This is a genomic window from Virgibacillus sp. GM2-2 (assembly GCF_055329585.1).
Window position 1 is genome coordinate 29,561 of the sequence record NZ_JBUZWC010000010.1, and the last position, 13,224, is coordinate 42,784.

The window sequence follows — 13,224 nt, forward strand, 5'->3', positions numbered from 1 at the left end:
CTCTTTTGAAATAGTTTCTTTTAGTATGTGCAATGGTTACATAATTAACCAAAAAAATAAGCAATCAAATGGACGAAATCCATTGATTGCTTATTTATAATTATTTACTTTCCTCTTCTACGGTCGAACTATCTGTATCATAGGAAATCTCTGATGCATCAACAGGTTCCCATTTTTTCGTTGGTGTATAGAATCGGAGAAGGTCTCCGTATAAAACCTTATCAGATAACTCGAGCTCATGTCGTACTTTTTCTTTTAATTCTTTCATTTTTTCTGTTGGCTTTTCTATTTTTTCACCAGTTTCATTGTCATAATAGGTGCCAGAAATGAAACTATATTTATCAGTGATGAAATCTCCATCACGTAGTGCAATATATTCTTTATGATCTTTAGAGAACATGTCTGTTCCAAATTGAATATAATTTTGTGCGTCAATTCCTACTAGATGTAGAAGTGTTGGCATGACGTCAATTTGACTTGAATATTCGTGTACAGTTCCTTTTCCGTCAACACCAGGTATTTTAATCATAAATGGAACACGTTGCAATTGTGCGTGTTTGAATTCTGTAATTTCTTCTCCAAGCAATTGTTTCATTGCGGCATTATGGTTTTCTGAAATACCGTAGTGATCTCCATATATCATAATTACCGAATCCTTATATAGGCCGGCATCTTTTAGATATTGGAAAAACTCTTTTAGTGATTCATCCAAGTATCTTGCCGTTTGGAAGTATCGATCAACTGATGGATCGCCTGTTTCTGCAGGTTTAATAGATGCTTCCTCAGGACTTATTAGATATGGATGATGATGTGTTAATGTCATCATATGTGCATAAAAAGGCTCTTCTAATGACTTTAACATCGGCATCGATTGCTTAAAGAATGGTTTATCTTTTAGACCATAGTTAATTACATTTTCTTTATTCATATCGTAATGAGCAGAATAAAAGAACTTATCGATTCCAAATTGTTTATATACTTCATCACGGTTCCAGAATGATTTGTTATCACCATGAAATACCGCTGATGTATATCCTTGTCTCTGTCCCAGTATAGCTGGTAATGCTTGATACGTGTTGTTACCTTTTGTCACGAATGCTGCGCCTTGCGGTAATGGATACAAGGATGTGTCCAAGAGCAATTCAGCATCAGCAGTTTTTCCTTGTGCTGTTTGATGGAAGAAATTATCAAAATACGTGAAGTTTTTACTTTCATCATGCACTAGTGAATTTAAAAATGGTGTTACTTCTTCTCCGTGCAATTTGTAATCAATCAAAAATGACTGAAACGATTCAAGGTGTATTTTAATAATGTTCTTTCCTTTGGCAACCCCAAAGAGTTCTGGATTTGGTTCAGCATATTTATTTTTCGTATAGTTTTCTACTTCTGTAATATCGCTACTATCCGCTAAAACACGTTGAGTTGAAGAGCGTAACGTTTGAATAGCATCATAGATTGCAAAGTTATAAGAGCCTAAGTACTTCACAATATAGTTACGGTCAAAGGTTCTAGTTAATAGCTGCGGACGATCTGCTTCTGCTAATCCTAGATTGATAGAAAAAGCTAATACACCTACAGCAAGAACCATTACTGGCTTTTTCTTTTGCATTTTGCTTGCAGACCAGTTTTTCTTTGTCCACACAAATAGTGCAATAAGAATAACAATGTCAAGAGCATAAAATAAATCATGCCATGCTACTAAACTAGCAATACTGCCACCTAAACTTCCGAAATTACTAGTTTGTGTAAGTGTTGGAAGTGTAATATAATCCGCTGCGGACCGGTAGTAAACAACATTTGCATACAACATAAAACTCATTAAGAAGTCTATTATAATAATCCAGATACCCGCCCGTTTACCTTTCGCAAACAAAGCAAAACCTAGGAATATTAATGCAGAACTAAGTGGGTTAAAAAATAATAGAAACTCCTGCATTCCATTTTGAATATCAAGATCAAATTCATAAACATATATAATATAAGATTTTATCCAGAGTAATAGTACAGCAACAAAAAAGAATCCCATTTTTGAAGAAAAAGGCATATTCTTCATTGTTTTCACCTCAAATTTTTATTATTTGTAATCAAAGTTATAAACATGAACTTCGATATTCTAGTGTAATCAAATTCTAATTTCAAAGCAAGCCTATTCACAAATTGTACATAGATTTAATCTGTTTGTAAAAAGAATTTTAATTACGGTATTTTAAAATTTTTCGTCAATTGACAAATGAAAAACGTAGAAATATTATTGTTCTATTGCAGTTTAACCTAGGGCGTATTACCGTCCGAATTAACAGAAAAATTTTTACTTTTGACTGATAAGAATAGTTAGAATTATTTTCACTGATAGACGAAAGTTTAATTTCTAAGGATATCAGTATAAGTGTAAGTTAGGCTGCTAATAAAGCTTAGCGGTAAGCTAAGTTTTCTAACTAATATCAGTATTAGTGCAACGAGAACATTGGTCTTATAAGCTAAGCTTGACGAATGTGGAAGTTGTCCCATGTTTTTTTCCTACACATATTTGTATGTAGGAAAATGAAGTATATGAAAACTTTGTCCATCTTTTTCAATAACACAAAAAAGGAGTTTGTAAACATCATGTCAAAAATTGATCGACAAAAGATTGTTCAAAGTGTTCCGCAACGTGGATTTTTTGGACAACCTAAAGGGTTATTCACATTATTTTTTACAGAATTTTGGGAGCGCTTTTCTTACTATGGAATGCGTGCAATCCTGCTTTTCTATATGTACACGGAGGTAGTAGATGGAGGGCTAGGAATCAGTACGGAGGTTGCAACTTCCATCATGGCGATTTACGGTGCACTTGTATATATGACAGGTGTAATCGGTGGGTGGATCGCTGACAGATTATTAGGTACCCAGCAAACAGTTTTTTATGGTGGGGTACTGATTATGATCGGACATATCGTCCTTGCATTACCATTACAAGTTACAGGGTTATTTCTATCCATGTTCTTCATTATTATTGGTACTGGTTTATTAAAGCCAAACGTTTCGAGTGTAGTTGGGGACATGTACAGCCCAGAGGATAAAAGACGGGACTCAGGCTTTAGTATCTTTTATATGGGAATCAACATGGGTGCGTTAATTGCCCCGTTAATTGTTGGTACAGTTGGACAAGAATATAGCTATCACTATGGCTTTAGCTTAGCTGCAATCGGTATGTTTCTTGGCCTAGTTGTGTTCCTAGTTACACGCAAAAAGTATCTAGGACTTGCCGGTACGTATGTTCCAAATCCACTTGGTGACGGAGAAAGAAAAAAGGTTATCATGCAATTTGGAATTGGTGCGGTAATCATTGCGATTTTACTGGCAATAACTATTCCTACAAATATCTTAACGATTACAACGTTTACCTATTTAATTAGCTTTTTAGGTATAGCGATACCAACTGCCTACTTTATTGTTATGTATCGTAGTCCGAAAACAAATGATGATGAGCGTTCGCGGATTCTTGCTTACATTCCATTATTCGTCGGATCAATGGTTTTCTGGGCTATCCAAGAGCAAGGTTCGATTATTTTAGCTCTTTATGCTAAAGAACGAACAGAATTAAGTTTCATGGGAATTGAATTATTTGCTTCATGGTTCCAATCATTAAATCCATTATTCATTATTTTCCTAGCGCCAGTATTTGCTAGTATGTGGATTAAACTTGGCGATCGTCAACCGTCAACACCAACAAAATTTGGTTTAGGTATTATTCTTGGCGGTATATCGTTTATGGTATTAATTTTCCCAGCTTTAATTAATGGCACTGAATCACTTGTAAGCCCATTATGGCTAGTGCTTAGCTTTTTCTTAGTAGTACTTGGTGAACTTTGCATTTCGCCAGTAGGATTATCTGCGACAACAAAGCTTGCACCTGCGGCCTTCTCAGCACAAACGATGAGCTTATGGTTTATGTCAAATGCAGCTGGTCAAGCAGTTAATGCTCAAATCGTAAAGTTATATGATCCATCTACTGAAGTATTTTACTTCGGGTTAATCGGTGGATTCGCTGTACTACTTGGATTTATCCTATTAGCTTTTTCGAAAAAAATTCAAACATTTATGCGTGGAATACTTTAGTAACTACCTTCCCGTTAACTTGCTTCAAGCAGGTTAACGGGATTTTTATAAAAAATATGAATGTATAAAAATTGTTTTATCAACAAAGTAACATAAAGTAATGATTAGATAGATTCGCAGTCGAAGTAAATTGCGAACTAGTGTAAATTCATGATTATGGTAGCTGTGACGCTGATTTCCGCTTCGGGCAAGGCTAGTCAAGTAACATTTCCGAACGTACTGGAATGATTGCGTGCAGGATGTCAGCTAGCGGAGTTAACGGACACACGATTCCTTATTTGTGAAAAATAAGGGTAAATCCGGTTGTTATCGGACTCAGGATTCCTTATTTGGGTAAAAACAGTTGAAAATCATGTTTTTTAGCTGAATAAGGCATCGTGTGTCCGTTAATCCTCAAAATAAAGGTAAAAAGGGTAAATAAGGCATCCTCAGTCCGATACCAAGCAGTGTCTTTGTGTACTATTCGTTCAGAATGTTTTGTTTACGCTGCGGGCAGTCGCGCACCTTAGGGGACGGCCTTCATTATTAACCACTCTGCGGGGTCTTCAAACTCGTGCTCGTCGTGTTGCAAGTTAATTATTATTTTAAAAACGCTTCATAGCGATAATGAAAGGTAAACCAAGGAGATTATTGGTCCAAAAACGCTTCACAGCATTATGAAGGGCAATTCAAGGCTAGTTTGCATTAGTAACCGATTTTACTGATGCATATTTTTAACAAAAAAGATAGAAGCTAGTTGATGATGAAAAAGAACATTTGAAAGGATGAAGCAAGATGGTTGAAAGACAAAATACATGCCCAGCTTGTGAAGGGACCGGCATGCTATCTGATGATGAAGGTTGGCAATACAAATGTAGTGTGTGTGATGGTCAGGGCTTACAGAATGCACAACCAACAAGAATCCTTGAAGTAGATGAAACGAATCGTCTTTTAGATTAAGATCGAAAAACAACCTATCCACGATGTGAATAGGTTGTTTTGTGTCTAAAGCCGTAAGTTACGGTGAACACTTAATGTGGCATGGTTCCCTGGATTGGTGCAAAGCTATTCATTATGGTTTGCATATCCTGTGGAGGTAACTGAGGAACCTGATAGTATTGATTTTTATTTTGGAATAAAAATACTTCATATGCCATTTCGACGATGTTTGGAACGCTGTCTGAAATAACGCGTCGTAGAACAGGATTCGTTACTTCAAGTGCTGTCATTGTAAATGCTGATGCAGTAGACTTCATAACACCTAACATATACCCTGAAACACATTCATCATTAATTTGACTAACGGATTGACTTGGAGACTTTGGTGCTGACGGTTGCATACCGTAAATTACATCGTTACTTTGTTGCATATTATACGTTTGTGTTTTAACAGTAGGTTCTTGTCCTGTTTTTAACGTTTCAACAATTGTATTGTAAAGCTGTGTCAAAAATGTGCGATGACGTTGATGCATCGTCTTTAATTCAGGACTTTTTATATGCTGTTCATATAATAAATATTGTTCAATACCACCTGTTAATGTTGATAATGCTTCATGCGTATCAAATAGCTCATGTCCGCCATGGCTTACCTGAGCTGGCATTTGTGATGTACCTTGTAGGTTTTGCTGTTGGTTTTGATTTTGCACGAATAAAAGCCTCCTTTAAATTAGTCAAATTTATTTTGTGTTGTCTTGTCTTTCCTATGCATCCTTAATTAAGAGGAAGTTGTTCCAATTTTTTTCTTAAATGCGTTTAGCTTTTTCTCCGTATCATCGATATGTCCTATAATCTGGACCAGGTTTGGTTTTTCTTTCTTAGCCTCAGCGAGTAATGGGTATAGACTTTTTTCAATGTTCTCGTAGTCCTCTGGATATTTTTCCTCTACCATTTTTTCAATTTCGTCCCATTTTTCACCTAGGTTCTTGGCTTTATTTTGAATGGATCCAACTCGTTCTGGAGATTTTTTTGTAACGTTTTTTAGTTCCTTCAATGAATCTAGAACACGACCGACTCCTTTTTCTAGTGAAGAAGAACCACTATCCGCTACTTGAATGGCTTCTCGATTATTTGTATCATTCTGTTCCACTTGTTTAGCTTCTTCATTAGAGTCATTTAGTGCAACAGTAATGAACACGACGACTGTCAGTAAAAAGTAAATTATGCTTTTCATTTTACTTACCCTCCTAATGGTTACTATTGCTTAGTATGGTAAATTTTTCTCGCATTATGCGGATGTTTTGATAAAAAAGAATGGAACAATGTTATAATTATTTAGAATAATTATTTAATGAAGGCTAGGTGAAGAGAGATGGAAGCTAAGCGACCAATTCGAATTGATAATCGGATTTATTTAATTGACGGTTATGATTTAGGTAAACCTGAACGCACGGGTACATATGTTATCGATGAAGAAAACCTAACATTAATTGAAACTGGACCCAGTCCATCTGTTAAGTATGTAAAACAGGGACTTAAATCATTGGGATTTTCATTAAGTGATGTAAAATATATCGTTGTTACACATATTCACTTAGATCATGCAGGAGGTGCGGGGTACTTATTAAAGGATTGTCCTAATGCAAAGGTGGTTGTACATCCAAGGGGTGAGCGTCATTTAGTTGATCCAAAACGCTTAGCTGCTGGTGCACGGGCAATATATGGGGAAAGCTTCTCTGAATTATTCGATCCAATTGTTCCTGTACCCGAAGACAAAATCATTGTTAAGGGTGAAGGTGATGTATTAAATATTGGATCAGAATGTACGCTTGAATTTCTGGATACTCCTGGTCACGCTAAACATCACTTCAGTATTTATGACCCAGTTAGTAATGGAATATTTACAGGAGATACAGTCGGTATACGATACGATCAATTGATTCGTGATGGTATAGACTTATTTCTACCTTCGACTTCACCCAATCATTTTGACCCTACTGCGATGCAACACGCCATTAGTCGTGTGAAAGAACTTAATGTTGACCGGATATACTACGGTCATTTTGGAGTGACTACTAATATTAACGTTGCGCTTGACCAAGCATCTAAGTGGCTAGAACTATTTGTGGAAGAGGGAGAAAAGGTTTATTTCGCTGGAGAAGGCTATGCAGAACTTGCGAGAAGGTTATTATTTCGTGTTAAAGAACACTTGCGTACACTCGATGTTCCGGATGATCATGATGTGTACATTCTGATAAACCTTGATATGCAAGTTAGTGCATTAGGCATTATTGATTATTTCCAAAAAGTAAAAATGTAATAAAAAGGGCGCTTCTTCCGGATTGTGGAAGGAGTGCCTTTGTGTTTAGCGCGATAATAATTTGGGTATAGGTTTTGGAAATAAGGCAAATGCTTTAAAAGAAAAAATTTATACATAAGAGGTGGAATATGAGGAACGTCACATCCGTTTTTTGGAGTGCACTTATCATTTGTGTTGCTGTTGTAGTATGGGGTTCAGTTGCTCCAAGTAATTTACAAGATGCAACAGCAAAAGTAACGGAAGCTATATCTGTGCATTTCGGTTGGTATTATTTAATTATCATAATGATTATGTTGATTTTCTGTGTGTACTTAGCATTTTCTAAGTTTGGAAACGTTAAATTAGGTAAAGAAGGGGATAAACCCGAATTTAGCATGCTTTCATGGTTTGCTATGCTATTTAGTGCAGGAATGGGAATGGGTCTTGTTTTTTGGACAACCGCTGAACCAATTTCACATGCATTTAAAAGCGCACCTGAAGCTGAACTTGGTACTGATGAAGCGGTAAAAGAAGCGCTTCAATATTCATTCTTCCATTGGGGCATTCACGCTTGGGCAGTTTATGGAATTGTAGCACTAGTTTTAGCCTATTTTAAATTTCATAAAGGAGCTCCAGGACTTATTAGTGCAACACTCGTACCGTTGTTCGGTGAAAAGGCGATGCAAGGTATTCCTGGTAAATTGATTGATATACTTGCAGTTGTTGCCACAGTAGTCGGTGTAGCTGCAACCTTAGGGTTTGGATCTGCGCAAATTAATAGTGGGATTTCATTCCTTTACGGCATCCCTGATACATTTGGAATGCAATTAATTGTGCTTGCGGTAGCGACTTTATTGTTTATTGGTTCCGCATGGTCAGGAATTGGCCGTGGAATTAAATATTTAAGTAATATTAATATGGGTCTAGCTTTTATCTTATTGCTAATGCTATTTATTGTTGGACCTACGTTATATATTTTGAATATGTTTACAACTACACTTGGTAGTTATGTTACAAACTTTTTTGATATGAGTTTTCGCTTAGCACCACTAGATGGTGATAACCGTACTTGGATTAACGGTTGGACAATCTTCTATTGGGCATGGTGGATTTCATGGGCACCGTTCGTTGGAATTTTCATTGCGAGAATTTCGAAAGGTCGTACCGTCAAAGAATTTATGCTTGGTGTATTATTCGTGCCAGCATTGGTTTGCTTTATTTTCTTCGCTGTATTTGGAGTATCTGCTTTAAACCTGGAGCAAAATGGTATCGCGACTATTTCGAAGTTATCGTTAGAAACGTCAACATTTGGTGTGCTTGATCATTATCCACTAGGAACGATAATGTCTGTAATAACCATATTTGTTGTCGCTATTTTCTTTATAACATCTGCTGACTCAGCTACATTCGTTCTTGGAATGTTAACTACTTCAGGTCATATCAATCCTGCTAATTCGGTGAAAATAGTATGGGGATTAGCGCAATCAGCAATGGCAGCAATTGTTGTTTATTTTGGCGGAACACAAGGGTTACAAAATGTGTTGATTATCGCAGCATTACCTTTTTCACTCGTCATTATGTTGATGGGGGCATCCTTCTATAAGGCGGTAAGTCAAGAAAGGCGAGAAAAATTGAAAGCAGATTCGAGTTCAAAATGATTCGAATAGCATGTTTTTATAAAGCGAAAAATACGTTACACTGAGAAAAATCTCCGGCACTCAGACAAGTGTAATCTTAATGTATCTATTGGTGAAAACATTAGCGAGGTGCAGCCATGAATATTAACTTCGAACAAGACATTGATATAGGTATCTTAAACATATATGGACCAAAACAGAATAGTATTTCGTCGATAACGTACGATTCTCGTAAGGTTTTTGATAAAACAGCTTTTGTTTGTATCGCTGGGGAAAATGAAGATGGGCATTATTATATAGGTGATGCAGTTAGACAAGGAGCAACTGTCCTAGTAGGGGATAACGATGTCGTATTAAAAGAGATGAGCAGTCAATTTCCTAACTGTACCTTTTTATTAGTAAAAGATGTCCGTAGCGCAGTAGCGAAATTAGCTTTACATTTTCACGACTCCCGTTACAAAAATTTATATACCGTTGGCATTACAGGTACAAATGGGAAGACTACTGTAGCAGCCTACGTAAAGTCTCTATTAAATAATTTAGGATTTCCTACTGGATCAATCGGGACAACTGGAGTTTGGACATCGAATAGTAAGATGGATTTTATGCAGAGTACCCCTACTACTCCTGAATCTACAGATCTTCACCATATATTTGATCAATTGTATACTTCTGGAGATAAAGCTGTAGCCATGGAGGTTTCTTCCATTGCTATGGAGCAAAAACGTGTTGAAGGGATTATGTTTGATGTCGGTATCCATACAAACCTTTCACCTGAGCATATTGAGTACCATAAAAACTTTGAAAACTATAAAAGAGCAAAGCTAAAAATGTTTAAGCAAGTAAAAACCGCTGTCGTAAATGTGGACGACTTTGAAATGGCTCCAGATCTGTTAAAAATGTATAAAGGTAATGTTTTCACCTATAGTATCTCGAGTGATTCGAATGCCGATGTAATCGCCACGAATATTCGTGTGAGTGATAATGGATCGATAATTGATTTAGCTATTCTTGGTGACACATTTACGGTACACACGCCTGTTTTCGGTGAATACAATATTGCCAATTTAATAGCGGCAGTTTGTGTAGCTTTAGACGCTGGCTTCGCTAAAGAAAAAATTGTAGAAGCATTAGCATTCATCGAAAACCCTGAAGGAAGATTTGAATTGCTTCAACAGGAAACTGCAGGTAGAAAGATTATTCTTGATTACGCACATACTCCGGTTGCATTACGGAATTTGTTGACTGAGGTGCGAAAGCTTGAACACAATCGATTAATCGTGATGATCGCAGGTATTGGGATCCGTGATTTTGAAAAAATGCCAAAGATGGCAGGTGTCGTCGATGGCGAAGCCGATTCAATCGTGGTTACAGTGGATCATCCTGGCTTCAATGATCCTAATAGGGTTGTAGACCGGGTTCTTGATGGATTTTCAAATCGAAATGCCGACAACATCTATCCGACCTTATCTAGGGAAGAAGGTGTAAAAGAAGCTCTCGCATTAGGTGAAGCGGGAGACATAATCTTGCTTACTAGTGGTTGTATTAATGGAGCGCAAATCATCAAAGGTGAGAAAGTACCACACTCTGATGAAGCGATCATTAAAGACTATTTTTATGAATTAGAACATAGCGCAGAACATGAATTGCAAGAAGGCATATAGGTAAGAAAAACACAGAGTCATCGACAATACGTGAAAAAGCCTGAACCAAATAACTTAGGTTCAGGCTTTTTCTATGCTAATTCACTTATTTTTCTTCCGTACGTAAAAATGTAAGAATAAAAAATAGTACAAAGCTTAGAAGCATGATGGATCCACCGACAATAAAAAATACATTGGTAACCGTATCGTTTAAATCAAATGGACGTACATAATACAGCCACATACCTGAGGTTAAGCCAATCGCCCCTATAATTGCTGTCCATACATGGAGTGTTGATAATACTTTATTTGCTGGAGTAAACACCTTATAGAAAACTGACCACGCGAATAAGGATAACCAGCCAACTACCAAGATATGAGCATGCACTGTTTTAAATGCATAGCCGCCAGACCCTGCCATGTGTGAACCAATGAATGCCCCAATCAAGGCGAACGCCGCCGAAAAGCGAAGTAATACCTTGCTATATTTATTCAATCTAATCACTCCTTTATTTCCACAACTTCCATTTTCAATCATTATAACAATAATGTACAGTACGAGTATGAATGGAATATGAACAACGTGTAACAAACAATAAAAAAACACTATTGACATAAAAGTGTATTAATCATATAATACATTTACAATATGTATGAACCACTTAATACACACACTTAATACTACCAAGAAAAACATCTAAGCGTATATAGGAGTTGTTTTGATGAATGTAAACTTTAATAACCGTGATCCCGTTTATTTACAGGTTGTTCGTTATTTTAAAGAACAAATTGCTGTTGGTGAATTAGCACCTGGTGAAGAAATCCCTTCAAGACGCGAGCTTGCGAATCAGATCAAAATTAATCCGAACACCGCACAACGGGCTTATAAAGAAATGGAAGAGCAGGGTCTAATAAACACGGAACGTAATCATCCAAGTAAAATTACCTTTGATGAAAAGATCCTAGGGAAGGTGCGAGAGGAATTGTTGGAAAAAGCAGTTAATGATTTTGTTGAATCTGTAAAATCGATTAATGTACCAATGGAGGAATTACTTCGTTTGGTTGAAGAAGCTTATAAAACAAATAGCAATCAATAAGGGGGCAGAGAAATGATTGAAGTAAAAGAACTGACAAAGAAATTCGGTCGAAAGAAAGTTTTAAAAGGCGTATCTTTTACAGCTAATAAAGGAGAAATTACTTGTCTGATTGGGATAAACGGAGTCGGAAAAACAACGATACTAAACGCAATTATGGCTCTTACACCTATGAATAAAGGACAAATATTAATTGACGGTGAAGCAATTAATAAACAGTCATTTGAAAAAGTAACCTTTATTCCAGACGCTATCACTATGCTACCACATATGAAAATAGCCGAAGCAATGGAATTTATGAAAGACTTTTATAAATGCTGGAATCAAAAACGTGCTACAGAACTACTTGGTTTTTTTAATTTAAACGAAGACGATAAGATCTCTTCCTTATCAAAGGGGAACACAGCAAAGGTAAATTTATTGATGGGACTAGCGATGGATGTGGATTACATATTAATGGATGAGCCTTTTTCTGGAATCGATATGTTTAGTAGAGAACAAATTGCGAATGTGTTTACAAGTCATTTGATTGAAGATCGTGGCGTTATCATTACAACGCATGAAATTAGCGATATTGAGCATTTAATCGATAAAGTAGTTTTGTTGGACGAAGGAATTGTATTAAAAGAATTTAGTACAGAAGAGGTTCGTGAATCAGAAGGTAAATCTGTAATTGATGTAATGAGAGAGGTGTACCAAGGATGAATCGATATTTGAAGCTAGTCAATTTTGAATTTAATCGATTTGCAAAGCTGTTTATGGTTTTATTGGGGATTACAGCGGTGGTTCAAATTATCGGTGTAATAATAGAAGCAAGAAAATATTTGAGCTTGGCTAATGACAAGATCAATGAAGAAATGATGTCTAAGGCAGATTTTATTATGCAAAACGGAGAAATGAGCTTTTTTCAAGTTGCTAGAAGCGTTTGGTTTCTAGGTCCCATTGCGCTATGTGTTGCCGCGGTAGCATTCTATATATTCTTTATTTGGTATCGTGACTGGTTAGGTAAAAATACATTTATTTATCGGTTGTTGATGTTGCCAACTGCAAGATTAAATGTGTATTATGCAAAAATAACGACAATTATGCTTGCGACACTTGGTTTTGTGGCATTTCAATTAATTTTATTACCAATCGAAACTACCATTTTAAAGTGGATGATACCAAGAGATTTTCGATTGGATATGGGAGTAACTGAAGTTATTGGAAATCTGCCGGAGCTTCAAATTATTTTTCCTACCTCAATCACAGAATTTATTTTATATTACAGTGCAGGTTTAATGGCTGTATCAATTTTGTTTACAGGTATTTTATTTGAGCGAAGTTTTAAGTGGAAGGGAATAATTGCTGGGGCACTATACAGTGCTTTTGCCGTGGTCGTAATTCTATCTCCACTTTTATTGCAAGAGTTTGTATTGGATGGCTTTTTCTACCCAATTGAATTATTGGTGTTTACAATCGTCATGGGAATAATCGTTTTAGTAGGTTCCACATGGGTGAGTGGCTACTTACTAAAGAAAAAAGTAACGGTGTAAGGA

Annotated in this window: 12 protein-coding genes; 8 read left to right on the top strand and 4 right to left on the bottom strand. The window is 36.3% G+C overall.

Features of this window, described 5'->3' with window-relative positions; translation table 11 throughout:
* Nucleotides 1-100 precede the first annotated feature (100 nt).
* The gene (gene ltaS / locus ACY9Z2_RS12500; RefSeq protein ID WP_491737605.1) at nt 101-2,044 is read right to left on the bottom strand and encodes a lipoteichoic acid synthase; all 1,944 of its coding nucleotides are present in this window, start codon (nt 2,042-2,044) and stop codon (nt 101-103) included.
* A gap of 560 nt (nt 2,045-2,604) precedes the next feature.
* Here ltaS and ACY9Z2_RS12505 point away from each other — a divergent pair.
* Nucleotides 2,605-4,098: a peptide MFS transporter gene (locus ACY9Z2_RS12505; RefSeq protein WP_463609987.1), complete on the top strand. Its 1,494-nt coding sequence runs from the start codon at nt 2,605-2,607 to the stop codon at nt 4,096-4,098.
* Nucleotides 4,099-4,872: 774 nt separating this feature from the next.
* Nucleotides 4,873-5,037, top strand: a complete 165-nt coding sequence (locus ACY9Z2_RS12510; RefSeq protein ID WP_463609988.1) for a hypothetical protein — start codon at nt 4,873-4,875, stop codon at nt 5,035-5,037.
* A gap of 71 nt (nt 5,038-5,108) precedes the next feature.
* Here ACY9Z2_RS12510 and ACY9Z2_RS12515 read toward each other — a convergent pair whose 3' ends face one another.
* Nucleotides 5,109-5,723, bottom strand: coding sequence for a spore coat protein (locus ACY9Z2_RS12515; RefSeq protein ID WP_463609989.1), 615 nt, complete (start codon nt 5,721-5,723; stop codon nt 5,109-5,111).
* 68 nt (nt 5,724-5,791) lie between these two features.
* Nucleotides 5,792-6,247 (bottom strand): hypothetical protein, encoded by a 456-nt coding sequence (locus ACY9Z2_RS12520; protein WP_463609990.1) that lies wholly within the window; start codon nt 6,245-6,247, stop codon nt 5,792-5,794.
* A gap of 138 nt (nt 6,248-6,385) precedes the next feature.
* Here ACY9Z2_RS12520 and ACY9Z2_RS12525 point away from each other — a divergent pair, with 138 nt between their 5' ends.
* The 3 genes from ACY9Z2_RS12525 (at nt 6,386) to ACY9Z2_RS12535 (ending at nt 10,613) form a co-directional block, all read left to right on the top strand.
* Nucleotides 6,386-7,333 carry an MBL fold metallo-hydrolase gene (locus ACY9Z2_RS12525; RefSeq protein WP_463609991.1) on the top strand — a complete coding sequence of 316 codons (948 nt, stop codon included), beginning with the start codon at nt 6,386-6,388 and terminating at the stop codon, nt 7,331-7,333.
* A gap of 128 nt (nt 7,334-7,461) precedes the next feature.
* Entirely contained in the window at nt 7,462-8,970 is a 1,509-nt protein-coding gene (locus ACY9Z2_RS12530) for a BCCT family transporter (RefSeq protein ID WP_463609992.1), read from the top strand.
* 116 nt (nt 8,971-9,086) lie between these two features.
* On the top strand, nt 9,087-10,613 hold the full coding sequence (locus tag ACY9Z2_RS12535; RefSeq protein ID WP_463609993.1) for a UDP-N-acetylmuramoyl-L-alanyl-D-glutamate--2,6-diaminopimelate ligase: 1,527 nt from the start codon (nt 9,087-9,089) through the stop codon (nt 10,611-10,613).
* Between the two features lie 85 nt (nt 10,614-10,698).
* On the opposite strand, the gene ACY9Z2_RS12540 is transcribed toward ACY9Z2_RS12535, so the two are convergent.
* Nucleotides 10,699-11,088 carry a hypothetical protein gene (locus ACY9Z2_RS12540; RefSeq protein ID WP_463609994.1) on the bottom strand — a complete coding sequence of 130 codons (390 nt, stop codon included), beginning with the start codon at nt 11,086-11,088 and terminating at the stop codon, nt 10,699-10,701.
* A gap of 226 nt (nt 11,089-11,314) precedes the next feature.
* On the opposite strand from ACY9Z2_RS12540, the gene ACY9Z2_RS12545 reads away from it, so the two are divergent.
* Genes ACY9Z2_RS12545 through ACY9Z2_RS12555 form a run of 3 tightly spaced genes read left to right on the top strand, consistent with a single transcriptional unit; the run spans nt 11,315 to nt 13,221 of the window.
* Complete coding sequence (locus ACY9Z2_RS12545) at nt 11,315-11,689, top strand: GntR family transcriptional regulator (RefSeq protein ID WP_463609995.1); 375 nt, start codon at nt 11,315-11,317, stop codon at nt 11,687-11,689.
* 12 nt (nt 11,690-11,701) lie between these two features.
* Nucleotides 11,702-12,391, top strand: a complete 690-nt coding sequence (locus ACY9Z2_RS12550) for an ABC transporter ATP-binding protein (protein WP_463609996.1) — start codon at nt 11,702-11,704, stop codon at nt 12,389-12,391.
* Entirely contained in the window at nt 12,388-13,221 is an 834-nt protein-coding gene (locus ACY9Z2_RS12555; RefSeq protein WP_463609997.1) for a hypothetical protein, read from the top strand. Before ACY9Z2_RS12550 ends, ACY9Z2_RS12555 begins: the two co-directional genes overlap by 4 nt.
* The last annotated feature ends 3 nt before the right edge of the window (nt 13,222-13,224 follow it).

What these genes read in the sequence shown, in the direction of transcription:
- ltaS (WP_491737605.1), bottom strand. Translation starts at nt 2,044, where the DNA reads ATGCCTTTTTCTTCAAAAATGGGATTCTTTTTTGTTGCTGTACTATTA.
- ACY9Z2_RS12505 (WP_463609987.1), top strand. Translation starts at nt 2,605, where the DNA reads ATGTCAAAAATTGATCGACAAAAGATTGTTCAAAGTGTTCCGCAACGT.
- ACY9Z2_RS12510 (WP_463609988.1), top strand. Translation starts at nt 4,873, where the DNA reads ATGGTTGAAAGACAAAATACATGCCCAGCTTGTGAAGGGACCGGCATG.
- ACY9Z2_RS12520 (WP_463609990.1), bottom strand. Translation starts at nt 6,247, where the DNA reads ATGAAAAGCATAATTTACTTTTTACTGACAGTCGTCGTGTTCATTACT.
- ACY9Z2_RS12525 (WP_463609991.1), top strand. Translation starts at nt 6,386, where the DNA reads ATGGAAGCTAAGCGACCAATTCGAATTGATAATCGGATTTATTTAATT.
- ACY9Z2_RS12530 (WP_463609992.1), top strand. Translation starts at nt 7,462, where the DNA reads ATGAGGAACGTCACATCCGTTTTTTGGAGTGCACTTATCATTTGTGTT.
- ACY9Z2_RS12535 (WP_463609993.1), top strand. Translation starts at nt 9,087, where the DNA reads ATGAATATTAACTTCGAACAAGACATTGATATAGGTATCTTAAACATA.
- ACY9Z2_RS12545 (WP_463609995.1), top strand. Translation starts at nt 11,315, where the DNA reads ATGAATGTAAACTTTAATAACCGTGATCCCGTTTATTTACAGGTTGTT.
- ACY9Z2_RS12550 (WP_463609996.1), top strand. Translation starts at nt 11,702, where the DNA reads ATGATTGAAGTAAAAGAACTGACAAAGAAATTCGGTCGAAAGAAAGTT.
- ACY9Z2_RS12555 (WP_463609997.1), top strand. Translation starts at nt 12,388, where the DNA reads ATGAATCGATATTTGAAGCTAGTCAATTTTGAATTTAATCGATTTGCA.